At 43.4% G+C, this 24877-nt stretch carries 26 protein-coding genes; 4 read left to right on the forward strand and 22 right to left on the reverse strand.

From position 1 onward, the window contains the following. On the forward strand, positions 1 to 182 hold a 182-nt coding region (locus Q0081_RS13750), incomplete at its 5' end, for a hypothetical protein (RefSeq protein WP_298354303.1). A gap of 132 nt (positions 183 to 314) precedes the next feature. Beyond that, complete coding sequence (locus tag Q0081_RS13755; protein WP_298354305.1) at positions 315 to 743, forward strand: VOC family protein; 429 nt, start codon at positions 315 to 317, stop codon at positions 741 to 743. Between the two features lie 165 nt (positions 744 to 908). Here the strand turns inward: Q0081_RS13755 and Q0081_RS13760 are convergent, their stop codons facing one another. The 10 genes from Q0081_RS13760 to Q0081_RS13805 all read right to left on the reverse strand — a co-directional run bounded on the left by Q0081_RS13760 (position 909) and on the right by Q0081_RS13805 (position 9459). After that, positions 909 to 1442, reverse strand: a complete 534-nt coding sequence (locus tag Q0081_RS13760; protein WP_298354308.1) for a hypothetical protein — start codon at positions 1440 to 1442, stop codon at positions 909 to 911. Positions 1443 to 1497: 55 nt separating this feature from the next. Further along, on the reverse strand, positions 1498 to 2556 hold the full coding sequence (gene hisC / locus Q0081_RS13765) for a histidinol-phosphate transaminase (RefSeq protein WP_298354311.1): 1059 nt from the start codon (positions 2554 to 2556) through the stop codon (positions 1498 to 1500). Continuing rightward, complete coding sequence (locus tag Q0081_RS13770) at positions 2553 to 3230, reverse strand: hypothetical protein (RefSeq protein ID WP_298354314.1); 678 nt, start codon at positions 3228 to 3230, stop codon at positions 2553 to 2555. The genes hisC and Q0081_RS13770 overlap by 4 nt, the downstream gene beginning before the upstream one ends. Then, entirely contained in the window at positions 3230 to 4411 is a 1182-nt protein-coding gene (locus Q0081_RS13775; RefSeq protein ID WP_298354317.1) for an AAA family ATPase, read from the reverse strand. The genes Q0081_RS13770 and Q0081_RS13775 overlap by 1 nt, the downstream gene beginning before the upstream one ends. Before the next feature lie 96 nt (positions 4412 to 4507). Next, positions 4508 to 5776 carry a histidinol dehydrogenase gene (hisD, locus tag Q0081_RS13780; RefSeq protein ID WP_298354319.1) on the reverse strand — a complete coding sequence of 423 codons (1269 nt, stop codon included), beginning with the start codon at positions 5774 to 5776 and terminating at the stop codon, positions 4508 to 4510. A gap of 7 nt (positions 5777 to 5783) precedes the next feature. Next, positions 5784 to 5993 carry a prevent-host-death family protein gene (locus Q0081_RS13785; protein ID WP_298354321.1) on the reverse strand — a complete coding sequence of 70 codons (210 nt, stop codon included), beginning with the start codon at positions 5991 to 5993 and terminating at the stop codon, positions 5784 to 5786. Continuing rightward, positions 5990 to 6250: a type II toxin-antitoxin system RelE/ParE family toxin gene (locus Q0081_RS13790; protein ID WP_298354323.1), complete on the reverse strand. Its 261-nt coding sequence runs from the start codon at positions 6248 to 6250 to the stop codon at positions 5990 to 5992. The genes Q0081_RS13785 and Q0081_RS13790 overlap by 4 nt, the downstream gene beginning before the upstream one ends. Before the next feature lie 10 nt (positions 6251 to 6260). Next, entirely contained in the window at positions 6261 to 7115 is an 855-nt protein-coding gene (hisG, locus tag Q0081_RS13795; protein WP_298354326.1) for an ATP phosphoribosyltransferase, read from the reverse strand. 262 nt (positions 7116 to 7377) lie between these two features. Further along, complete coding sequence (locus Q0081_RS13800; RefSeq protein ID WP_298354329.1) at positions 7378 to 8358, reverse strand: ornithine cyclodeaminase family protein; 981 nt, start codon at positions 8356 to 8358, stop codon at positions 7378 to 7380. A gap of 45 nt (positions 8359 to 8403) precedes the next feature. Next, the gene (locus Q0081_RS13805) at positions 8404 to 9459 is read right to left on the reverse strand and encodes a proline racemase family protein (RefSeq protein WP_298354332.1); all 1056 of its coding nucleotides are present in this window, start codon (positions 9457 to 9459) and stop codon (positions 8404 to 8406) included. A gap of 81 nt (positions 9460 to 9540) precedes the next feature. Between Q0081_RS13805 and Q0081_RS13810 the strand changes: the two genes are divergently transcribed. Further along, positions 9541 to 10011, forward strand: a complete 471-nt coding sequence (locus Q0081_RS13810; RefSeq protein ID WP_298354335.1) for a hypothetical protein — start codon at positions 9541 to 9543, stop codon at positions 10009 to 10011. A gap of 9 nt (positions 10012 to 10020) precedes the next feature. Here Q0081_RS13810 and Q0081_RS13815 read toward each other — a convergent pair whose 3' ends face one another. Next, the gene (locus tag Q0081_RS13815) at positions 10021 to 11268 is read right to left on the reverse strand and encodes an FAD-binding oxidoreductase (protein WP_298354338.1); all 1248 of its coding nucleotides are present in this window, start codon (positions 11266 to 11268) and stop codon (positions 10021 to 10023) included. Positions 11269 to 11405: 137 nt separating this feature from the next. Between Q0081_RS13815 and Q0081_RS13820 the strand changes: the two genes are divergently transcribed. Continuing rightward, positions 11406 to 12149: a PDZ domain-containing protein gene (locus Q0081_RS13820; protein ID WP_298354341.1), complete on the forward strand. Its 744-nt coding sequence runs from the start codon at positions 11406 to 11408 to the stop codon at positions 12147 to 12149. Between the two features lie 20 nt (positions 12150 to 12169). On the opposite strand, the gene Q0081_RS13825 is transcribed toward Q0081_RS13820, so the two are convergent. The 11 genes from Q0081_RS13825 to Q0081_RS13875 form a co-directional block, all read right to left on the reverse strand. After that, entirely contained in the window at positions 12170 to 14170 is a 2001-nt protein-coding gene (locus Q0081_RS13825) for a gliding motility-associated C-terminal domain-containing protein (RefSeq protein ID WP_298354344.1), read from the reverse strand. 94 nt (positions 14171 to 14264) lie between these two features. Beyond that, a complete protein-coding gene (locus tag Q0081_RS13830) occupies positions 14265 to 16397 on the reverse strand; it encodes a hypothetical protein (RefSeq protein WP_298354349.1) in 2133 nt (710 codons plus the stop codon). An 18-nt stretch (positions 16398 to 16415) separates the two neighbouring features. After that, a complete protein-coding gene (locus Q0081_RS13835) occupies positions 16416 to 16649 on the reverse strand; it encodes a DUF4190 domain-containing protein (protein WP_298354352.1) in 234 nt (77 codons plus the stop codon). Between the two features lie 15 nt (positions 16650 to 16664). Continuing rightward, the gene (locus Q0081_RS13840; RefSeq protein ID WP_298354355.1) at positions 16665 to 17036 is read right to left on the reverse strand and encodes a hypothetical protein; all 372 of its coding nucleotides are present in this window, start codon (positions 17034 to 17036) and stop codon (positions 16665 to 16667) included. Between the two features lie 59 nt (positions 17037 to 17095). Then, complete coding sequence (locus Q0081_RS13845; RefSeq protein WP_298354358.1) at positions 17096 to 18160, reverse strand: hypothetical protein; 1065 nt, start codon at positions 18158 to 18160, stop codon at positions 17096 to 17098. Positions 18161 to 18221: 61 nt separating this feature from the next. After that, on the reverse strand, positions 18222 to 19736 hold the full coding sequence (locus tag Q0081_RS13850; protein ID WP_298354361.1) for a hypothetical protein: 1515 nt from the start codon (positions 19734 to 19736) through the stop codon (positions 18222 to 18224). Positions 19737 to 19758: 22 nt separating this feature from the next. Beyond that, positions 19759 to 21060, reverse strand: coding sequence for an OmpA family protein (locus Q0081_RS13855; RefSeq protein WP_298354364.1), 1302 nt, complete (start codon positions 21058 to 21060; stop codon positions 19759 to 19761). A gap of 9 nt (positions 21061 to 21069) precedes the next feature. Further along, on the reverse strand, positions 21070 to 22824 hold the full coding sequence (locus Q0081_RS13860; RefSeq protein WP_298354367.1) for a hypothetical protein: 1755 nt from the start codon (positions 22822 to 22824) through the stop codon (positions 21070 to 21072). Further along, entirely contained in the window at positions 22821 to 23870 is a 1050-nt protein-coding gene (locus Q0081_RS13865; RefSeq protein ID WP_298354369.1) for an outer membrane beta-barrel protein, read from the reverse strand. Before Q0081_RS13865 ends, Q0081_RS13860 begins: the two co-directional genes overlap by 4 nt. A gap of 22 nt (positions 23871 to 23892) precedes the next feature. Continuing rightward, positions 23893 to 24270: a hypothetical protein gene (locus Q0081_RS13870; protein WP_298354372.1), complete on the reverse strand. Its 378-nt coding sequence runs from the start codon at positions 24268 to 24270 to the stop codon at positions 23893 to 23895. Positions 24271 to 24344: 74 nt separating this feature from the next. Next, complete coding sequence (locus Q0081_RS13875; RefSeq protein WP_298354375.1) at positions 24345 to 24839, reverse strand: hypothetical protein; 495 nt, start codon at positions 24837 to 24839, stop codon at positions 24345 to 24347. Positions 24840 to 24877 lie beyond the last annotated feature (38 nt).

Genomic DNA, 24877 nt, shown 5'->3' on the forward strand with positions numbered 1-24877 from the left:
AAGTAGTTCTAAGTCGAGCTTGGAAGGCAAAAGGAAGGGAGAGTCCATTCTTCAAAATTACAACCCAAACCCTGACTTTCACCAAATGTGACGATGAACCACGTTCACGCCATTTTACAGGATATGCTATGTCAATGAAAAATTTGGAAGAATTATTGGCAACTTTATCGCAATCCCGATAGATATCGGGATCGTTTTCAAAACATCTGTCCAAACTAAAGTGCAGATAAAGAAGCTAAAACCGCATATTGACCAAAGACTGCCAAACGCAAAATGGAATTTTGACCTTGAAGACATCGATAAAATTAACAGACATGGCACTTATTAATCCTTACATTCACTTCAACGGAAATGCCGAAGAAGCATTCACCTTTTACAAATCAGTATTTGGCGGAGAATTTACAAAAATGCTGCGTTACAAAGACCTGTCAAGCCCTGACTATCCGATACCTGAAAATGATGCCAATCGTTTGATGCACATTGCCTTGCCCATTGGCAAAAGTAATTCGTTAATAGGTAGTGACGTTATGGAAATGATGGGATGGGTAACGGAAAACGATAACAGAAACACCATCTCCATCAGTGCAGAGAGTCGTGAAGAAGCTGATAGATTATTCAACGGGCTTTCCGAAGGCGGTGCAGTTGAAATGCCCATTACCGACGGTCCTTTCGGTTCTTACTTTGGAATGTTTGCCGACAAATTTGGTGTTCAATGGATGGTGGACTTTACCCCAAACCGTTAGTCAGAAAGCTAAAGGGCCGAACAAACGGATAATGGCAGACAACAATGGACAACGACTGTTTGAGTTTTTGTTCGCTCAAAAGTAATTTACGTCTCCTCCAGGCGAAGGGGCAAAAGCCATGAAACAGTAAAAGTGAAGGTTGAACCGGTACTGTGAGTACGATTTTTAAAAATTAAACCGTACTCCCAAACTTACCTGCGGATGCAGAAAAAAAGGTTTTGATATTAATTCCACATAAAGGCCTGTTTCTAAAAATAGCGATAGCGGACTGCTGTCAACAAAATATTCGGCTCCAGCTAAACCTGTGCCTCCCAATGAAATCTTATCGTCAGATTCGTTTTGCCCAGGAGCATTTTTCGATTCGAAATAATAGCGTCGAGAGTTGATTTGTCCGCCAAATCCGTAATAAACTCGCACTTGCTCTTTCTTGAATAAAGCTGTATGCCATAGATAGTTAGCACGAAGAGAGAAGCCGGCATTTTGATAATAACCTTTTCCGTATTTACGGTCGCGGCCATAAAACAACCCGTACGTACCCACCGACACATCAAAGGCTTTGTTGTCTCCAAAATATTTTCGTGCGTTGATACCGGAAGGCTCGCCTAATTGAAATCCGATGGCCCAGTTGTTATATTGCGCAAACAAAGGGAAAAGAGAAAAGGCAGAAAGCAAGACGGTTAAAAAAAGCTTATTTTTCATATCAAGTGGGTTTGATTTATCTACATGACAACTCCGGGCGTTGAATCCCTTATTTTTAGGCCAAAATGGCAAACGCTTTCAAGGCGTCTACTAAAATTTTGTTCTCTTCTGCGGTGCCTACCGTTAGACGCAAACAGCCCTCGCAAAGTATCACTTTTGAACGATCTCGAACAATGATTTTTTCTTCTAATAAATACTTCATCACGGGCACGGCATCCTCAAATTGAACCAACAAAAAGTTGGAATCCGAAGGATATATCTTTTGAACTAACGGCAAGGTAGCCAAATTCGTACGCAAACGCTCACGCTCCGCCAAAATATGGCTTACCATGCTGTTCTTGGTTTCCACATGGTCGAGCGCTTCCAACAGCAACTGCTGAGTGGCACCGCTGAGGTTGTAAGGCGGCTTGATTTTGTTCAATACTTTGATGATTTCTTCCGAAGCAAAACATATCCCCAATCGCAAAGAAGCCAATCCCCACGCTTTGGAAAAGGTTTGTAAGACCACCAAATTGGGAAAATGGTCCAATTCAGTAACAAACGAAGGCTCATCGGCAAAATCAATATAAGCCTCATCCACCACAACCAACCCGCTGAAATTGTTCAGGATTTTAATAATCGCGTCTCGTTGCAACAGATTTCCGCTGGGATTATTAGGCGAGCAGACCCAGACGATTTTTGTTTGAGGAGTGATGCCTGCCAATACCTTCTCCGTATCAATCTGAAAGTCAGGGGTGAGCGGTACTCGAACTACAGGCACATCGTTGATATCGGCGCTTACCTGATACATGCCGTAGGTAGGCGGCATGAGCAGCATAGTATCTTTTTGGGGCGTACAGGTAGCACGGACCAACAGGTCAATGGGTTCATCGGAGCCGTTGCCCAGGAAAATCTGCAAAGGACGCACGCCTTTAATGGGGGCAAGTTTTTCTTTGATGGTCCACTGATAGGGGTCCGGATACCGATTCCAATGCTGACCGTTTACGCTTAGATAGGGATTTTCGTTGGCATCCAAAAAGACACCTTCTTTGCCCGTATATTCATCCCGCGCCGAGGAATACGGCACCAAATTTAAAATGTGTGGACGGAGGATTTTAGTTAAATCGAAAGTCATTGTGGTAAAAATTGGGAGAATTCTTTTAATAGAGTGTTGTTCTCTTGAACTATACAAATCTTGAATGCAGTAAAGGCTGATTGAGGACTTAATTTTCTGCGGATTCGTTGCTTTATTTCATTTTTCTCGTATTCCAGATACGTATCATCAAAATAATCACTTAATAGAACTCCAAAATCTCTAATTTCTTCAATTAATTTTTGCCTGATATTAGCCCCTTCTATCTCCTTATGATTGGTAGATCCATTGTATATCATTTGGAGTAACATGACTGTATTTTGAATAATTGGCTCATCAAAACGAGCGGTTATTTTGGCTTCTTCAAAAGGAAATGGTTTTATTTCAAATCGAATCATTTCTAAAATTTTATGCTTTGGATCTGTGCAATTGAGTATTAAGTCAAATTCTTTTTTCGCCAACTTTGTATTATTACAGTGCCCGCTTGACCAAAACAGATTGTTCCAATCAAATTTTAAATCTTTATTGCCTTTGTGCGGCTTAAAATGCTCTATATTAATTGTACTAATCCCCTTTTCTTCGCAGAGATAACATTTGTTGTGAAAATCGTTTTTGAGTCTTAGCTCAACATCATCGCAAGCATAACTGCCATCTTTTTTAGATTTCTCAATTTCTAAGCATTTAGGCTCGGGTTGAGAACGAACAATATTAATCATTAGGCCAATTTTGCTAATTTTATTTGTTGGATTTTAACTTGCAATTCAGGAGCTAAAAATTTAGGTAGTTCTTCAAAATACTTTTCAAGGAAATATAGTTTATCCGATTCATCATCATTTAAAACATCTTTTCCCATCAAGATCTCATATTCAGAAACTTGTCCTTTTAATTTCTCGGAGTATTTATCTTGCTCAAAATAACCTTCAATAATTCCATCTGCTGAATAACCTGACAAATCACTTATCCCTATTTGCTGTTTTTCCAAATCATAAATCACTGCATTATCAATCGAACTCAACACAAAAGGCGAATGTGTAGTAACAATGAATTGAATTTTTGGAAAGAAAGAAGTGAGAAAAGGAAGTATTTTCTTTTGTAAATCTATGTGTAAATGCGTTTCGATTTCGTCGATGAGAACAATACCTTGGAGGTCATACACTTGAGATGATTTATTTTCCATTCTCATAATGAGTTCTGAGACTATATCTAATATTGCAGCATAACCATCAGATAAATCAGTTAAATCAAACGAATCTCGATCTGGCAATTTTATTAGAAAATTGTAATTAAACCCTTTGCGGTCAAAACTCGTTTTTAAATTTGGCTCTCCAAAAATATCTTTCAATAAGTCCTCAAACTTTGTAAACCAAGTATCAATTTGACGAACCTTTTCGTAATCGTTTTCTTCGTGTGCAAATGATTTTTCTGTTCTTAAATAAACTAAGTAATCTAAAAAGATTCTATTTGCTGTTTCATGTTGGTGATAATAATCATTAATATTTATTTTCTTTATGGATTCTGAGCGATGATATTCAGGTTTACGTTTTGCCTTAAAGAAAGCAATAACAAATTCTTCTTTTGTTACTTTTTCTGGAAGTAATTCTACTTTATTGAAATAAAAAAAAGCATCCTCATTATCGTTAATATTAGTGCCGTATTGGATAATATCTTCTATTTTATCTGTATTACCTGAATCTATTTCATTCTGAACAAATTGCAAATTCGATAAATATATTAAATATAAACGTTCATTCAGCGCCTCCAAAATACTCGTCTTTCCACTCCCGTTCTTCCCCGTTAAAATCAAATGCTTACGCTCAGTTTCGGATAATGGAATTTCGAGATTCTCCAAATGGCGAACCTTGTTGATGCGGAGTTTGGTGACAAATATCTCTTCCATAGCGCTATTTATTCAAGTATATTGCAATTTACTACGCTCGTTTGCATTTGCAATGCGAACGCGGCGAGAAGGGCGTTTCAAACGCCCTTCTTAAAATTATTTCAAACTGCTCAAACGCAAACTCACGGCTCGCTTGTGGGCATGGAGAGATTCTGCTTCGGCCATGGCTTCTACCGTGGGACCCAAGGCTTTAAGACCTTCGGGGGTGATGTGTTGCACCGTAATTTTCTTTACAAAACTATCCAACGATACGCCGCTGTACGCCCGAGCGTGGCCGTTGGTCGGCAAGGTGTGATTTGTTCCCGAAGCATAATCGCCGCAGGATTCGGGAGTGTAATTTCCTAAGAAAATAGACCCGGCGTTGATGATTTTTTCACTGATTTCTTCGGCGTTATCTACGCTTAAAATCAAGTGCTCGGCCGCGTATTCGTTCAATAAATCAATGGCTTCGGCTTCATTTTCTACCAAAATGGCCTTGCTGTTTTCAATGGCTTTTCGGGCCAATTCCCTGCGCGGCAGATTTTCCAATTGGGTGGTAAGCGTAATGTTAACCGATGCAATGAATTTTTTGTCCGTCGAAACCAACAGCACTTGGCTATCGGCTCCGTGTTCGGCCTGTGACAATAAATCGGCAGCGACAAACGACGGAATGGCGGTACTGTCGGCATAAATCGCCACTTCCGACGGCCCCGCCGGCATGTCAATGGCGACTCCTTCTTTGGCCAAAAGCATCTTGGCTGCCGTTACGTATTGGTTGCCCGGTCCAAAAATTTTATACACTTTCGGAACGGACTCGGTTCCGTACGCCATGGCCGCAATCGCTTGTGCGCCACCTACTCTGAATAGCTTGGTAACACCCACCAACTGCGCGGCGTACAAAATCGCTGGGTGGTCGCTGGGGGTACAAAGCACAACTTCTTTGCAACCCGCCAACTGTGCCGGGACACCCAACATCAAAACCGTACTGAAAAGCGGTGCGGAACCTCCCGGAATGTATAATCCCACTTTCTCAATCCCCACGCTGCGCCGCCAACAGGTGACACCTGACATCGTTTCCACTTTCTCCACTGGTTGGTACTGGGTTTCGTGAAATTTACGAATATTGGCATACGCCTGCCGAATGGCTGCTTTCAGTTCTTCTGTCAATTTGGATTCTGCGGCCTCTACAACTGCTTTTGGCATCGAAATCTCAACGAGTTCGGTTTTGTCAAATTTCAACGCAAGTGCTCGCAATGCAGCATCTCCTTCTTTTTGCACTTTGGCAAGAATAGGAGCGACGTCTTTTTCGATGTTTGCAATGCTTTGCGTAGGTCGAGCCAGTAATTTTGGCCATTCACTGCGACTGGGGTAGGGTATAATTTGCATAATTAGCTTAAAAGAGACCTAATTCTTTTTTCATTTCTTCGTGAGAAACCCATTCCTTATTCTCCCGTTTTACCTTTTGTAAGTAAAGAAAATCCGTCAAATCTTCCACTGAATCAAAACCTCGAAGTAACTCTTCTAACGAAGCATAATCTTTGTAGGAAATAACCGCGAATTTAGGTTGATCATCCTCTTTTATGATTTGGGCTTGTAGTGTCATTGGTATATGTCTTTACGATGTCCAACATCTATCACATCAATAATTTTAAGTGTATCTTCCCTATCAAATAATACCCGATAGTTTCCAACTCTTAAACGATAACTGGATACAAAGTTATGAAGTGTTTTAACATTTGTTTTTAACTCAGGGGCTTCGGCAAGCTGCTCAATGGCCTCAATAATGCTCAAAACATCGGACTTAGGAAAATCCTTCAAACTTTTTACTGCTTTTTTTGTATACCTGATCCGGTAAGCCATACCTAAAGTATCAATAAATCATCTTCTCAATCGGAATCACCAAAATTCCTTCGGCACCGGCTTCGCGGATTTTTTCAATATTGGTCCAAAAATCATTTTCATTGATGACCGAATGAAGCGATACCCAACCTTCCGTTACCAAAGGTAACACGGTCGGTGCTTTCATGCCGGGAATGTATTGCATGATTTTTTCAACCGCATCGGCAGGGCAATTGAGCAGGATGTATTTGTTGTTTTGGGCTGCCTGCACCGCTTTGATGCGGAACATGACTTTGTCGAGCAACACTGCTTTTTCTTCGCTCAAATTGGGAGCAGCTATCAAGATAGCTTCCGAGCGATAAATCACTTCCACTTCTTTCAATCCATTGCTCAACAGCGTACTTCCCGAACTGACAATGTCACAAACGGCATCGGCCAATCCAATACTGGGAGCGATTTCGACTGAGCCGCTGATTTCGTGAATATCGGCTTCTACGCCGTTCTCTTTTAGGTAATTGCCCAAAATGCGCGGATAGGAAGTAGCGATGCCGCGACCATGAAGGTCCTGTACGCCATTCCATTGGGTGCCACGAGGAATAGCCAACGACAAGCGGCACTTTGAAAACCCTAATTTATGCACGACAGTCACTTCACGACCCGTTTCTACGTACACATTTTCGCCCACGATTCCCAAGTCGGCCACGCCGTCTTCTACGTAGCCCGGAATGTCGTCATCGCGTAAGAATAAAAATTCGGCGGGGAAATTGGCGGAAATAGATTTTAGTTTACCGGAAGAACTGCTGTCAAATTGAATACCGCATTCTTTGAATAATTTGATGGAATCATCGCTGAGACGTCCTGATTTTTGAATGGCAATGCGTAACATGAATTTGGAGTGAGGGGTGAAAAGTGAGTAGTGACACTGAGTCACTGCACGCTTAAAAGTATAAGTAAGTTTAATGAAAACGCATGAGCTGCATCAGTAAATCACGCGAAGGAAAAGTATCTACGCTCGCCCGCAGGCGTGATGGTGGTGATGTCGAAAAAAAGCGTAGTTCTGTGTTTTCACGAAGAATTGTACAAATTGATGCTGCAAATGTAGGGGAGCCACGCAGGATTGTCAAGGATTTGTACAAAAAAAGCAGAATTTACCCTAAAACAACCCCCAAATTCAGTTTTTGGGCTTTTCGGACCAGATAGCTTGCTACGGCTAAATCCTGAGCGGCATTGCCGACGGATTTAAAAACTGTTATTTCACCCGAAGAGGCACGTCCTGGTTTTGTTCCCAATACAATTTCTCCCAATTCAGCAAAAATAGAATCAGCTTCAAAAAGCCCTTCCTGAATGGGTAAAACTACATCGCCTGCTTCGGCTAACGCAGCGCTCCGTTGGTCAACTACTATTTTAGCGCTTTGCATGGTAAGTCCTGGAATTTCGCGGGCATCCGAACGATAAGAGCCAACGCCGTTGATATGAACGCCTTTTTTTAGGTATTGATGTTCAAAAACGGGAACGTTGGAGGTAGTAGCCGTGCAAATAATGTCGGCTTCGAGCAGTTGTTTGGGCTGAGAGGCAGCTTCCACGTTAATGCCCAATGTATTTTGCATTTCGATACAAAATGCCTCGGCCTTGGCCGTATTTTTTCCAAAAACCAATACTTTTTCCAGCGAACGAACTGCCGCGACTCCTTTTACTTGAGTTCGTGCCTGCGCACCGGTTCCAAAAACAGCCAGAACACTTGCGTCTTTTCGTGCCAACAAATCAGTTGCTAATCCGGACGCAGCGCCCGTCCGCAAAGCCGTTAAGTATTCTGCATCCAAGAGTGCCAACGGTTGCCCGTTTGTTCCGTCCATGATTAGCATCAGCCCGTGAATCAATGGAAGGTTTTGGATAGGGTTATCTCGAAAAATAGTCACCATTTTCAAACCCACCGCTTCTGTGGATGGCAGGTACACTGGCATAAACAAGGTTTGGGCATTTTGCTCCGGTTGCGGCAAATTGACCCGCAAAGGCACCACCGCCTCCCCCGACGAAAGACTCCGAAAAGCATCTTTCATCAGTTCGATGGCTTCCGACATGGTAAGAGCTTCTTCAACAACTTGGCGAGAGAAATAACGGAGAGTTTCCATTGGATAGAACACTGATTTTTAAGATTCTTATGATTGGTTAAGCCGTTACCTCAGAAAAAATCCCTTTCCCAACTCGTCGTCGGGGTCGAGTAAAAAAGTGTTTTTCCCACAAATATGGGCATTGCCTTCTACTTCGGGAACGATGGCTTCGTGTGGACCAAACGTAGTTATTGATTTGACCGAAGCTACGAATTTACTGCCAACAATACTCTCAATCACCATCGGTTGCCCCACCGCTAATTCTCCGCGTGCATGATGCAACGCTACCCGCCCGCTTACGCCCGTTCCTGTGGGGCTTCGGTCCACTTCGCCGTCGGCAAAAATGCAGACATTACGGCTGTCAGTGCCTTCAGAATGTCCTTTACCGTAAAATATAGTTCCGTAAAGAAAACTTAAATCCGGCTCAAACGGATGAACAATTTCAAATTGCTCCATAACCGCGTTTTTGATGGCCATTCCTTTTTCAATCAACGTGCGGTAATCGGCCATGGTCATCCCAATTCCTAATTTATTCGCATCCACGTAAGCATAAAAAGCCCCGCCGTAGACCACATCAAACAGCACATCTCCCAAGCCTTCTACAAATAGGATTTGGTCTTTGAGCAGTACAAATGAAGGAACATTTTCAAATTTGACGGATTGAACACAGCCGTTATTGATGTTGGCGAATGCTGTAATTAAACCGGCAGGTGCATCAATCCGGACTGTAGTGACGGGTTCCATTGGCTGAATCAAACCTAATTCAACGGCTACTTTGGTAACTGCGATAATTCCGTGACCACACATGGAGCTGTAGCCTTCATTATGCAGGAAAATGACCCCAAAATCTGCGTTTTCGGTCACGGGTTCGGTAAGGATACAACCGTACATATCGGCATGACCGCGCGGCTCCCACATCAACGCTTTCCGCAGGTAATCAAGGTTGTTTTTCAAGAAAGCGCGACGTTCCAAAATTGTTTTTCCTTCAATAACGGGCAGCCCACTCGTAATAATTCGCAAAGGTTCGCCGCCCGTGTGAGCATCAATCGCGGTGATTTGGAGCCAATGAGGAGGTGGATTCCAAAGATTTAGGGAAGCGAGGCGTTCAGAAAAAGAAATCATAAAAATAATCCTGTGTTGTACTATTTTTGAAAGTGAGTCGAAATAACTAAATTTCGGACACTTTCCTAAAAAACGTACAAGATGAAAATAGGTATTTTACCATTTAGCGTATTCATAACTCTTTTAATAAGCTATCAGTCAATGGCTCAATATGGGGGCTACGGCGGTGGCTATGGCGGCTACGGTGGTGGATACGGTCGTAACAGTGCGATGAACCAACTCCCTCAAACACCCAAAAAGCCACCTACCTCTGATCAAATTGCGGAAGAACAAACCAAGTGGATGAACAAAAAATTGAAGCTTACGGAAGATCAGGCAATATCCATAGAAATGGCCAATTTGGACCATGCTTTACAGTTGAGCGATTACCAAGAGGCATTTATGAAAACCCACGCTAACATACGCCCGACACCGCAGGAAATTCAACAGATCAGAACGACCGTTGATAAATGGCAGGCAGACAAAGACGCTAAATTTCAGACCATTCTGACTCCTGAACAGTGGGAAATTTACCAAAAGAAAAAGAAAGGGATGCCCCATACGACTCAATAAAGGCCTGATTTACGTAAACCGCAATGGATTAAAAGCATTGATATTCATTGCGGGGATTTTACCGGTCACTACCTCTGAAACGAGTTTACCCGTGGCTGGCCCCAGACTGACTCCCATCATGCCGTGTCCCGTGGCGAGAGTGACGTTATCAAACCCTTTGACCCTTCCAATGTAGGGCAGGCCGTCGGGAGAACAGGGGCGCAGGCCGCTCCATACTTTTTCTTTTTCAGGCAGAGCCACTTCGATTTCGGGGTAATAATTGTTAATGCCCTGCACTATCCCCCTGACCCGGTTCATGTTGACGGTCAAATCCGTTCCGGCCACTTCCAGCGTACCGGCAAAGCGCAAATCACCACCCATAGGAGTAGCGGTGGCACGCGCTTCGAGCATAATGGCAGGGACTTCAATGTTGTTTTTTACGTTTTTAAGCATAAAACTGTACCCTTTTCCTCCCTGTAAAGGCAACGAAATGCCCAGTTTCTCCGTTAAAATCGGAGACCAGGCACCGGCAGCAATGATAAGTTCTTCGGTTTCATGTTTGCTGTTTGCCGTTTGAACCGCCGTTATTTTATTACCTTTTCTCTCAAAGCCAATGACTTCTTCGTTTTCCAGTACGTTGACACCTTGCTTTTTTAAGTAAGCCAACAGGTTTTTAATCAACAAATTAGGAGTAATATGAGCATCGCCAGGGTAATACACGCCTCCTCTTACATCTACGCGTATGTGAGGTTCGAGGGCTTGTACCTGTTGGCCGTTCAGAATTTCTGCAACTACGCCCGCACGGTTAGCCAAATGAGCTTCTTCGGCCATTTCGTGTTCGGTGTCGGCATTTTTATACAGCATCAACAATCCGCGCTCGTGCCAGCCAAAATCGACCTCTCCCGAGGCTGCTAATTCTTGAAACAACGTTTTACTCAACAGACTGATGTCCCGTAAAATAGGAATGGAGCGCTGTACGTGTTCTTCGGTCGAATGTTTCCAAAACAACATCCCCCAACGCATCAAATCTAAACTCAATCGTGGTTTTACGTAAAATGGACTGGTGGATTTGAGCATCCATTGTAGGCCTTTGGAAATCATTCCTGGTTGAGCCAAGGGTACGATGTGGCTCGGAACAATCATCCCCGCGTTTCCAAAAGAACAGCCGTCAGAAAAATTGCCTTGTTCAATAATAGTGACCTGATGCCCTGCTTTTTGAAGGTAATAAGCCGAAAACAGGCCGCTTACGCCACCTCCGATGATTGTAACTGAGTTCATTCTTTTTGTTAGTTGGGATGTCGAATTTTCGGGGTCAAAGTTACAACGCTCCTCGGGAGTTTCGGTAGGCTATTTTTGATGAATTTTGATAAAATATTGACTTATCCTAAAGGAGTTATTTTATAAAATTGCTTGCCTTGTTCAGATTTGTCGTATTTTTTGCTAAACAGGGCAACAGATTTCCGATTGTCATTGAAAAAACGAAACCGTATCTCGACGCTGTTAAAGTAGTTTCCAACGATAAAGAATTGCCCATTCGAGTTGTTTTGGATGTTAGAGCAGGTCATGCGTTGATGTTGAACACCTCCATCAATAATTTACAACTTCCCCAAAAAGTAGTAAAAGCACAGTTGGGCGTAGGATTGGCAGGGGTTATTAACGGCCACATTGGGCGTGTGCCTAAAGTGCGCATTGGTAATTATGAACTGACCGACGTACTGACCACTTTTTCCGACAGCAGTGCATTTGGGGTGAAAATCACCGATCAATTTCCCCAAAGAGACAGCAATTTAGGAGGGGAGTTGTTGAGCCGTTTTAAGGTGACTTTCAATTACGAAGCGGGCTATATCGTCTTAAAACCTAACAAAAGACGATTTAAAGATGCTTTTGAACACGATATGAGCGGAATGGACGTGCGAGCTAAGGGAAATGGTTTTCGGCAATATTTTGTGGCCAATGTGGTCGAAAATTCACCGGCGTTTCTGGCAGGGTTGCAGGAAGGGGATGAGTTGCTTTTTATCAACAATGAATCGGTGGAAGAACTCGCGCTGTCAGAACTGTATCAACGGTTTCAGCGCAAAGAAGGAAAAGAAATGCACGTGGTTGTGCGCAGTAACGGGCGGTTGGTATCGGCCGATTTTGTGTTGAAACGTTTTATTTGAAAATCAATGGAAAGAAACCCTTAACGCATTAAATACACGGTTCCTCGTTTTTTATCTGTTTTGCCATTTAAATAACGCAATCCAATCAAGAACGAGTAAGGGCCATCTGCGGCTATTTTATCCTCGTACATACCGTCCCAAAGGGGAGTATCCACTGACATATCTTTGCCGGAATGAATTGGCTCACCCCATCTGTTGAATACAATAAATTGCTCAATTCGCTCTAAACAGCCGCAAAAAACTTTGAAAGTGTCGTTTTGTTTATCTCCATTTGGTGTAAAAACGTCCGGAAAGAAAAATGGGCAAGGTTTTACCGTCACTTTAATCGGAATACTCCTCTCGCATGACGTACCCTTATTGTAGGTAATGGTATAAGTAATATCATCCAGTGGTTTTACCATGATATCGGGGCAATTTATACACCCCACAGTAGGCAACCAATCATACGAAAAATCACCTGCGACGTTGGGCTTCCCGGTCAGCAAAACACTATCTCCCAACATCAAAGAATATTGGGTCTTTTTGATGAATTCTTTATCGGGAAGTGGTTCAAAAACTGTGAGATGAACGGTAACAAGGCTATCACAATCACGGGGACGCTTGACTCCTACGAGATGTACTCCACTTTTCTTCAAAGCTGTATTACCAACCATGAGGCTGTCTCCTTGGCAAATGGATTTTGAGATACCTATTCTTGGTAAAAGGCGTACACTAAGGTCAATTGTCGTAACACTGTCACAAAGGTTTGCTCGTTTTATTCGCCTTGTATAGACCCCTCCGTGCTTTATTGCTGTATCGCCCAGCATGTAAGTTTCTTCTTCACACATCGTTACCTTAGCGGCATATCGCGTGAGTGCTACAACCATTAGCGTAGTATTCACAATGCTGTCACATTGGTTTATCCTTTTTAAGGTATCACTGTAAACCCCTGATTTGTTGTAGGTACGGCTTCCTACTTTCACTACATCTCCTTCACATATCGTTAATTTTTGGTTTAAGAGTCCTCTTGAGTTTACTTTTAGGTGAACCGTAACGATAGAATCACAGTAACCCGCACGGGGTATCCTTACGTAGGTGGTTTCGCTTTTTGTCGCCCTGATTGTTTGTCCTGAAAGCTTTAAAATATCGCCTTCGCAAGCGGTAAAAGGATAAGACACCACTTGCACATCCGTAGCAGGGTTGAACTCAAACCGTATTTCGCAATTTTCGTCTAAGCTTGAAAAAGGCTTTACCTTCACAAATACCGCACTATTTTTATTGAATTTAGTCTTGATTTGGTTAGTCTTTTGGCCATTAAACCACTCATAAGCAGCAAAACCATCGGGCGCTTTGAGGATGATGGTAGAATCTTCCTGACAATATACTCCCGTTCTGATTTCTGACTTGATGAGCTCCGCGTCAAAATAGGCATAGCCCCAATGCCCACCTTCTGTACAGTCTTGCGCACGGATGGAAATGGTAATTTTTTTGCCAATATATTGGCGCAAATCAATGCTGCCTGTAGTCCAGTCTCGATAAATAAGGTTACTTTTTTCTTTAAATCCCGGGATTCCGCGCCCCGCAGCTACTTCATAAAATCCGCAGGGAGCCTTCTCTCCATCTATCTGTACAAGAATCGAAAAAGCAGGTTGTTTGAAAGTAGGATGACCGGGGTCTTGCAACACAACGGCAAACTTGTACTGAAAAAGGCTTTTTTCCTGCGTAGCAACAAATGTGGTACTGATCTTATCATAATAAGAACCCGTTGAAGAGTTTCCGATACGGGCTGAATAGCTACTCCCGGCCGCCACCGTGGCAATGCCAACTCTGGGATCCGGTCCGTCTGCCGCAGAAGTGATTTTATGCCCCATATTAAGCGTACCTGCTCTTTCATTACGAAACAGCGTTACAAATCCATTTTCATGCACATTTCCATATGATAAAGTCCATCCTTCAAATGTACCGCGTTCAAAACCGATGTTGTCTTGAGCCAGTGCGGCACACGAGGTCAAAACTGTCAAGAGCCAAGGAAGCGTTTTCATACGTAATTAGTTAAATTCCAACACAATGATAAAGCCAAGAGCGTACTTCAAAGGGCTTTTTCTTAGGACTGATTAAATTGGAGTCCTAAGTTTTTTAATTTCGTGGATAGCGGGTCATATGGCACGTGTCAGTATATCCAGAAAACCAAACCAGCCATTTACCTTCGTATTTTACAAAAGTTCCCAGATTAATTTTACTGGAAAATTCTTTGTTTTGATAGGTGAATTCCACAAAAACAGCAGGAATTGTCTTTGAAGGATCCACTTTGCTCCCGCCCATTGGCCTGAGATTGTAGGTCATTAGACCATACAGTAGGGAAGACCAGTTAGAAATTCCCTGTTGAGACAAACATTCACGGTGTTGGTCAAAACGCAGTAGCGATAAATAATCCTCTTCTACCCCATTGTCAGGGTGCATACAACGCATCCATGTCTTTTTATCATTATTCTTGAGGGCTTGCAACAGAATTTTTGCCAGTTCTTCAGGCGAGTTCGCTCCTAACAGACTCCCGCTTCTTACATAAGAAATGTTCTCGTTTTCATCGTCGTTCTCTTTCCCTTGAGTCTTTCTTTCAAGTGCAGTTTTTGACGCGTAAGAAACCCAATCGCCAAATCTTGGAGGCATCGTATATCTATCATTACTTTTAAAATCTGGACTTTCAGAAAATAAGAAGACCTGATTGTTATCTAAAATGCCTACATAAAGTATATCAGACTTGTGGTCAATTAACAACGCGGATTCATATCCTTCGCAGTTCTTTGTACGACAGGCGCTAATAAAAGTGTAATCATTTTCGGTCCGAATAGGTGTTTCCTTTTGAAAGTAACTCACAAACTTTTTAAATAATGATTCTCCAATCAGCCTTTTGATTCGTACAGGCAAGGAATATTTTTCCAATAAGCCGACTTCAGCGGGATATTTATTTTGATACCGTTCAATATAAGATAGCTTCTCACCCACAGGATTTATACTCGCTGTGGGTTCTTTAGTTTGAAAAACAGAGGGTGTTACAACTTGTTTGAACAAACCGCTATATTCTGCATTAATTAGGTGTTTAATCAGAGTATAGGGGATTTTAATACTCCATATTCCTTCCGAAAAAGATTTGGCTTCGTAGTTATTATAAATAAAATCAAGCGAGTTGTTGATCGTAGTAAAGTTGAGTGCCAATTCAAAGCGACATTTGTCAAACAGATAATTGTTGCAAAGCGAAGCGGTAGGGCTTAGTTTTTCGGTTTGGCGAAATACGCGTTCGGCGACTTGACGCAGTTCAGCATGACCACCTGCTATCAGAATCTCTTCCAATTTCAAGAATTGTTGACTGTTACGGTCATAAATGTGGTAAACTTCTCCATATTGAGCATGAGCAGCCCCGTCGTTGTCTTCGCTCCAATCAGCTTTAAAAAAAACAAATCGCGCATTTTGCCTGATGACTTTGATAGTGAGCGAGTAGCCTTGATTAAAACCTGATAATCCAAAATCTTCACCTTTGTAGTCAGAGGGGGTGTGTTCTGCCATATAAGCATCCGCTGCCGCTTCAAAAGATGTTTTTTTGATAAATTTATTTCTCAAAATGGCATTCAATCGCTCATCGTTAAACACGGGATATTCATAACTTACCGTGACAGCCCCTAATCCCTTTCCCGCTTTTTTGCTTTTTAGTTTGTGTTCCCGCTCCGCTTTGCGCATGGTGTAGGTAAGACCATTTGTAGTAGTAGCGGGAGTAGGCGGCAAAGAGCGGGTACTTGCTTTTTCCACTTCCACCAATTGCGTTTTTTTACCAATACTTTGGGTTGTACTGGTGGCTTCTATCTTAATTTTACTCAACTCTGCTACCCCTTCGAGAATAGATAAAGTATCAACGTGAATGGCTTCGTTACTCCTGTCTTGGCCGGTAGCAACCCGTAAATTCAACTCAAATCGCACCAAGTATTTCCCCGTTGCGCTTTTTCCTTGCACGGGTGCGGCCAATAGTGCCTGCTTGATGGATTGGTCAAACCCTAACTCACGGTAGCCGCAGGCCGCCTCTACTTTTGTCACTTTGCCGTCGGGGCTTACTTCAAAAAAAGCGTGGGCTCGGTCAGATACACCTTGCTGAATCGCCGCCTCGGGATAGCGTACGTTTTCGAGCAGGTATTTGCGGAAAGCATAATCGGTTTTGAGGGATTGACCAATTGCTTCAGAAAATAATAAAAGCAATAGGGCTAAAACAAGTACTGGTTTCATAAGATATTCTCTTAGAATTTATAAGAGTGCAATTATTATGATTGCAAAAATTGCGGTAATGAGAAGTGTGACAAAACCTAAGGCAATGCCTGTAATAGACCATCCCCGACCTGTGCCATTACCTTCACTTACCTGTTTTTTTCCAATAAATCCAAGAATGATGGAAGCTGCGGCGAATAAAATGCCAAGCACGATTGTTAACAAAAAAAGAACTACGCTCAAAATCCCAAAAATTCCTGCGAGTAACGCCATCGTGTTGACAGAGTCTCATTGAAGACGTTTTCCAGTAGTGGCTTTTTGTATCTTTCTGGCAATAATCTTCTTTGCTGTTTTTTCTTTGAAGGAAGGTTTTTTATTGATTTTGGGTTCTGTTTTTATTGCTTCCGGATAGTAAGCTGGTTGATTAGCAGAAGTGAAAGCGACTGGAACATTCTCTGTACTGCTTGCTATAAGTACAGGGGTATCATACTCAGCGTTTTTTTGATCATTTTTGGCATAAGTTACCTGTTTTTCTGGTAATGAAGCCTTTGCATTCACATAATGAAAGGTCGGAGCAGGAATTTGTTTCACGTAGTTGTGCTTTTGACAGCCAAATAGTAAAAGAAATACACCGATGGAAAGTGTTTGTAAATTTTTCACAACTTTAGGTTTAAAATTAAGTAAATGGTTGATTTTTAGCTATTTGTAGAATTCGACTGTTACTTCACATTGTTACGCAGTGAAAAATCATAGAGTTTCAACGACGAGGTGAATTCGCTTCCTTTGTTGTAGAAAAACGCGTATTCTCCCGCTGCAATTTCCTGATCGAAATAAATCTTATAGAGCGTATTGCTGATTTTTTTGAATCGAAACGGCACTGTCCCTTCCGAAAAACCCGAAGAACTGCTTACAGACGTTTCGCGGCCAATCACAAACTCGCGCCCACGGTTGTTAGGCTTGACGCGCATCAGCGTGAAGTCATTGGGACTGGCTACCCCGTCAAAGATAGATTCTGCCACTTCGTTCATATTTTTGCGCGTTGTGCCGCTAAACACAAAATAAAACACCGGGCGGTTGTCTTCAATGATAAAATTGGCGCTCGGATTCGCTAACCCTACGCGTTGCGAAGTTCCTGACAGCCCTTTGGTAGCGGAATTGGCCACCGCTTCACCTAATCCCCCCGATTTGGTTTGATTGGTGGTGGTAGGCTCCAGTTCTTCGTATTTAGGTAGATTGTTTTTGTACTCTTCATAATAAAGACCGGGGTCGCCAAACTTCCCACGGACAGGCACGGGAAAATCAGGGTGTGGGGCGAGTACTCCTGCAATCAGGTTCGGATTGTTGCTTTGCAGCGTAGCCCGTTTGGGGACCATCATCACTTTTACTAACTGATCAGGTACTTTGGCCGTTTTAAGACCAATGAGGGCTTCCGTCGTCAGGCTAAAGTCTGATTCTGAATACTGGATTTTTTTGGTAATCACCTCCCGCGACACCCCTCCTAAGTGCAGATCAATGATGTCTTGATTGCGCAAAATGGGTAACGGGGAGGAGGCCAGCATCATCGCATCAACCACTGCATCGGGCACTCGCGATTTTGTCAAATCAATGATACCCTTCGTAGTCATGTCAAAGCGAGCGGGGCTGAATTTGATTTTGTCTAAAATCAAATCGCGCGAAATTTTGGCCGTTACCATTGAAATTACGCTCTGGTTGTTGATGGTTTCCTGTGCGGTAGCAGTGAAAACAGACAAAGCGAAAAGAAGTAAAAAAACAGGCAGTTTCATAATAAAAAGAATGGTTAGGTGATATGTTTTAGGGTCGAAAATCAGAAATCGAAGAACGGTATCAGTCGGGCACTTTCTTGGTATTGTTGGCAATACTGACCAGGGCGCGCAGCATTTCGGCCAAAAAGCGGGTAAAAATAATGATGGCAAAACCTACGAGTGGCCACACAAAAATGAATAAAAAGCTACCGCCCGTCAGAAAACCGATGCCCATACTGCGGCCTAAATAATTACTTTCACTACCGAGTAAAACAGCAGTGATGATTGAAATCCCCGTACCGGCGATAGCAATGTAAGTACCCGTTGATTCGCCGGCGGTCTGGATATAGTGGGAAAACACGGGGGTAGCTATAAAGTCATCGCCTTGAAGGGTGGTAGCCAACACTTTGTCTTTTCTATCCCACCAAAGTTGAAAGATGATCCATGAAGTGAAAGACATGAGTGCCAATACGAGCAAAAAAGCAAGGGTAAACTTGAACGGCATATCGAAAATGTTATTTTTTAAGCCAACAAAAAGCAGTACCACCGGCAACAGTAATATGGAAATGGCATTGAGGGCATAGAACCAGTAAAAAGGCTTTCTGAAAAAATTCCCGCTGTCAATATAATCAAGATATGGCCGGATGAAATGAAAGAAAAAAGAGTGTTTCGTTTCAGTCGTTTCCATTAAGTTTTCGATGGACTCGCCCGCTTGCTGAAAACCCTCCGGCGAGATGTTTAACTGACTGACTGTGGCTTTGAGTTGGAAGGCCGTTTCCTTTAGGCCGGAGGCCGCATCCTGTAAATTGGAAAAATCGGGCATTTGCGCCGATAACGCCACGCGGTTCTGTCGTACTTCATGCGGATGAAGAAGCACTAAATAGGCCAAGGCCAATAAGGACAAAAGGTGCAGATAAAAGCCGAATTTGATAAAGTCAAAAACCCCCGGCGCAGGCGGTAGCGGCGGGGCAGCCGAAGGAATCAGTTGGCCGAGTGTACCGGATGTGGTTTTGAGGGCTGTCTCCAGTTTTGAAACGGCGGAAAATAAACTGTCATCTCCCAAAAAACCAATGAGTGATAGACCCAACAGAGCCACAAATGTCCACAAAGCCGCGTTCCAGGGAAGCCCTAACGCAAACACCACCATCAGAATAACAGCCCCTGCCATGTGCAGTATTCCTAAATCAGCATTTGCCAGTTTAAATTGGGTCATGGGAACGGAGAAACCGGCCATACCGGAATAATTCAAATCACCGTAGGGAATAAACAAACTGACCAGCAACAGCACCGAGGCAATCACGCCCGGTAGGTTGTGAATGAATTTGGTGGTAGCATATCCCTGATTTTTCGGCGGTGAGTCAAAAGGATGCGGGCGTAGTGATTCTGCGGAAGGAACAGAAACCGTAGGAGGGGCTGTTCCAATTACCACAATTTCTTTGGCCGAATTGCCCTGCGCCAAAAAATCAATTTCCTGTCCAATAGCGGGGACTATGCCGCCAAAACAATCCGCTTTGGAAAAATAGTAGCGATTGTTGTCGGCACCCCGGATAAATCCGGCATCTTGGGTGGGGTCATAAAAGAGGAGTGTTCCCTGCATGGTTCGAGGTTTAAAGAATAAATTATCCTTTGGTAATGACCATTTCAACGCGTCGATTGCGCTCGCAGGGGCTGGGGCACACCAAGCGCGTGTCGCCGTAGCCTTTCACCTCAATGCGTGTTCCGCTGATACCTTTTACTATCAAATATTCCCGCACGGCATTGACCCGCTCGCGGGAAAGTTGCAGGTTTTTAGCAGCATCGCCGATTTTGTCGGTATGCCCTTCCAGAAGAATAGACACGTTGGGGTTTTGGCGCATCCATTGGACGACTTCGTCCAGTTCGGCGTTGGATTGCGGGAGTAAGTCGGCTTTGGTCAGTTCAAAATAAACCGATAGATTGATGGGGATATTGAGTGACCTACCGGCAAATTTGCCGCTCTCAGGAGCAGATTGCTGTACCGGCGGCGGATTAGGGGCAGGTTTGGGAGCGGGCGGACTTGAACGGGTCGTAGGCGATGTGCGACGGGGTGCGCGTGCTCGTTTGGTGCTTCCCAGCAGATTAAATCCTAACCGGGCGGTGAGATTGAAAACCGCATTGCTATAGCTTACCCTATTTTCGCCGACAATGCGATTATTGGACACGAATGTATGCAGCTCGCTGAAAATGATCGGATTAATAATAGGCAAGTGGACAGACAAGGATAACTCTAGGGGAAACTGCTCAGCTGTTATACCAATCTCGGGAGTAATCAACCAATTATAGGGAGGAACATTATCGGACATTTTAATAATGGTACCGCTGCCATTATCTATATATCGAATCTCGGAACGGTCGGGCAGTGAAACAGAATTAGTACCTCGTAAATATCGAAATCGTTGTGTCCTAATCGCACCCACTCTTACAAATAATTGCATAGTACTCGTTCGTTCTACATTCCAATAACGCCCCACAGAAGCACTCACCCCCGTAGAACGCAGGTGCCGGCGGATGCTCGGTGTACAGGCCACCGGAATATAAAAGTTTCGGTTGGAAGGGTAGTTGAGCGTAAAGGTCTGGGCCTGTATCGATGCGTTGACAAATAACATCCAACCGGCCGTTTGATAACGATTGGACAAGCGATACATCAGCCCTGCGCCATAATGATTATTGACTCCCTTACAATCTACCAAGTTGCCTCTACTGTCATAACATTCAGGGTCTTCGATATTCTCCGGAATCAGGGTATAGCCCCCCCCAATGACTCGCACCTGCGGTAGGCTGAGGGTGTTGTTTACGCCATACATCCCCAAAACAGAGAACATCCCCCGCCGTGGAACGGTCGTTTGACCGTAAGTGAGCAGCGAATGAAGCAATAGTAAGGTAAATGTGAGTTTGCGGTTCATGGGTAAAGGTTATTTCTTCTTATACATATACACATCACAAGTGGGCTTATATTTAAAACCTACAGCCTCATACGCTTCGTGGGTGAAGACATCTAATATGGCATGAGCGCGGGGATCTTCATCCGGATTTTTGTAATCGTACGTCCCCATCGTATTGTCACCGTAGGTATTTATCAACTTCTTGGTAGTACGACTGTAAGCACATTGAGAATTTTTGACATCATCACTTTTACCTCTGAACAAATAATGACCTCCATGAAAACAATCAGCGGTAAATGCATTTTCCAAAAAACCATAGTCCCACACATTTCCTTCTTCATCTTTTACCTCTCCTTTTTTAATCGTTGGCACTTCAGGCATTACTTCCGGGCAGCGGTTACAGTAGTTTCGATCTTCATGTTGCTTGCGACTCATTGTAACGATATTAACCAAAAAATGGCCTGTGTTGTCAGAAGGGTTTTGGTCATTAATTTCAAACTCAATGATACCATCTCGGTCAGCAATGAAATAATTTCCATATTCTTCATCCAGATTGTAATTATCAATAACTGCTTGAGTCCCACTGCACTTTTTGCCATTGGACATTAAACTATAATTGTCAGCAGCAATAAGCCTTCCGTTAAACCGCATCAGCAGTTGGCCAAACCGATAATCAGCGTACTTCTTCCAAGCTGAAGTGTAGGTAAAATAGACACTTCCCGGATCGCTTAATACTTTCGTGATATCAAACCCCTTATTTGTTCCATTACCATTCACTGAAGTGCCGTGTTTTTTGTCAACCAATACCAAACTTTCTGTCCCAAAAAATACAAACTCACCTGCCTTTACACGAATACTGGTAGTAAACTTACCATCAAGATTTGCCGCTATCAGTCGGGATGTGTTTAAATCGTTTAATGTTATTGTATCACACCCACCCGTACAGCCCTCCTCCGGGCAATCCACTTGAATATCCCAGAGCGTTTCACCTTCGCAGCCCGACATATAAATCTCCAATTCACGGCTTTTTGCGGGATCATAATTCACGGTAAGCGTGCCTGTGCCTGGCACATAACCGGCAGCTCGGTCAAAACAAGCTTTACTTGAAACCGGCGGTCCAGGCTTGGTATCGGTAGAGGCTACCCACTGACCATTGTAGCGAATGTCCAACCGGTCGGGCAGGTTATACATTTGGTAATGGATTCGCACCTTACCGGCTTTATTTCCCAATACCAGCGTTTTTTGGTGCAAACCGCGTGAGCCGTTGGCTTTGTAGGGTTCGTCAGCACTGCAAATGTTTTGACTGGAGGTAATCTCCGTATCCATCTGAATGGCGTTGGAGGTTCGGCCGTTGCGGTCGTAAGCAGCATATACCAAAATCGTATTTCCATCCAACACATTCTTCGGAAAATTGACCGAAAATACGTAGGTATCGGTGGTTAATTGACCACCCGAAGCGGCCAAATTCCAATGGTTGTCGGCCCCCTTTACCTGTAGATAAATCCCGGCAACGGGCAGTGTACTGCTGAATACAAACGGCACGTATAGTGAAGCACCTTTGGTGGCACTGGCCGATGGTTGTGCCTTCGTAATTCGAAACGAAGTACTGACATTCAGGGGCATATCTCCACCTTTGTTGGTGCCGTCTATGCGCAGGGAGCGGCTAAACCCGCTGGGGTCTTTGGCTGGGTCAATAGGCTTTTCGTAAGGTAGTCGCACATCATTCGTTTTGCACGATAAAAGGCAACTCAGTACCACAAGACAGATGCGTGAGATAGATTTCATAATCTGGAAGGAAGATTTATGCTGTAAAGAATTCCCAAATGAACTACCGCGTTTTTTACCTGACTTCCAGTATTGAATAGATTGTACGTAGCCTGTGTGTTTAGCCGTACATGCCAGTGAGGCTGGAAGCTATACAACACACTCATTTGAGCGGAAGGAACTATTTTGGTCGTAGATTCCCACAACGGATACTCATCTCGCTCTTTTGGCGTACTTTCTTCGCGGTCTGTTTTTCCGTTTGTAGTTACCTTGTATTGACTTTTTGCAATTTGTTTGGCATTATGGTCCGAAAAAGCCGCAGCAATACCTATTCCGAGTCCCCATTGCCATTTTCGACTGATTTGCCAATTGATTTCTGCAGGCACGTCTAGCACATCAATTCGGTACTGATTTTTGGTTGTCAGACGGGTATCATACTGGACTTCGGGGTGACGGTAATTGTCCTGTCGCGTATAGGTGAGTCCCCGCTGCGTGTAAAGTATGCCCGTCGTAAACCGAAACGAAGGGTTGAGTCGGATGCTTACCAGCAAACCCGTATGCAGCGTGAAACGCGGCCAAATACTGCCTTTGAAGCGGTGCGCCGAATCACCGCTCGGTTGCTGTAGTTGTTTGCGGAGGGTATCTATCTCCCGTCCAAACGGATAAGCTGCACTCGGGCCTACTATGCCGTATAGGGTTACTTTCGGCATAGTAGCAGTGCCAGCATATTGCTTTTTCTGCTTTGTTTTGTTCACAGAAATTTGCTGTTGAGGTGATGGCGATGGAGGAATGGCTGTAGCAGGCGCAGCCACCGCAGCAGCCTGCTGACTTCTTTCGATTCGCTCTACTGCAATACGCCGAATGGCACGCACCTTGTTGGGTGCATCGGTGAGGAGCCGATAGCTGATTTCCTGGCTGTTTTCCGATAAAATCGTACACTCAATCACCGCCTTATCGGTGCGGTAAATGAAATCTGGTTTACTGACTTTAGGTATTGCCGGCGATTGAGCTATACTTACGCGGGTTGCCAATAGAGAAAACAGTAGGAGCAGTAGATAGTTTTTCATTTGTTATAGTGTGTTAAGCTACCTACACAAAACTCGGCCCGCCGGCCTTCCGCAAAGCCACCGATAAGCGTTGCATAAATTCTTTAGCGTGGTCAAATGAATTACCTCCTGAGAATTTAACCTTATGGATGGGATACTGTAAATCATCCATTTCGATAAGGACTGTACCCGTCCGAAGCCATCGTTCCCCCTTAGGTTGATGCGTTTCCGAGCGAATACCTGTCACTTGACTGACTGGGTAAGTACGCCCATTGATAGTAATTTGCCCTGCTGAAAAGTTTACACTAACACCGTTTTGAGCGAATGTATTTTCGTCTAACGTGACGGTAGGTTTGGGCTGATGGTTTTTGAAAAGAATGATGATGAAAACAAGGACGACGATAAAGATTAAGGCTTCCATTGGAGTAGTGGTTGGGTCTAAATTGAAATGGGATTTAACTGACGGTCAAATTGTTATATAGACAAGATGAGAGTTCATTGCTTATCATATTTAATTCTGAATTTACCATTTGTGACCGAAACCTTTGTACGCTTGGTTGTATTACAATTATCAAAATATGCAGTATTCCCTAAAGCTTCAAAGGAGAATTCACCCTCAATGATATTTTCACTATCATTAAATTTTGTAACAGTTAATATACCTGGGTTGGTATCTCTTGTCCAGTATCTGTCTAACAGGCAATTGCCTAAATACAAGGCTTCTCCATTACCAAGAATAGTAGGTGAGGTTGTAGTAAAATCGAATAAGTCAAACGTAATTCCGTCAAGGTTAAAATCTTTACCGGCAGTTGCTTCAATCTTCAATTCACGAAATCGTGAATAATAATTTGCTTTTATTGTAGCTGCTTTAAAATCTACTCCATTTGCTTTCCATGTCATAAAAAACTCTTTATCGACTGATTCATTTTTAGAACAGCCGCTTACAATACAAAAGGCAATTAACGTGATAAACACTAAAATTTTATTCATAGCTACAAGAGTTTAAAAGTGAAAAATGGTTTTAGCAA

Origin of the sequence: Runella sp. (assembly GCF_027484545.1) — a bacterium.
Taxonomy (GTDB): Bacteria; Bacteroidota; Bacteroidia; order Cytophagales; family Spirosomataceae; genus Runella.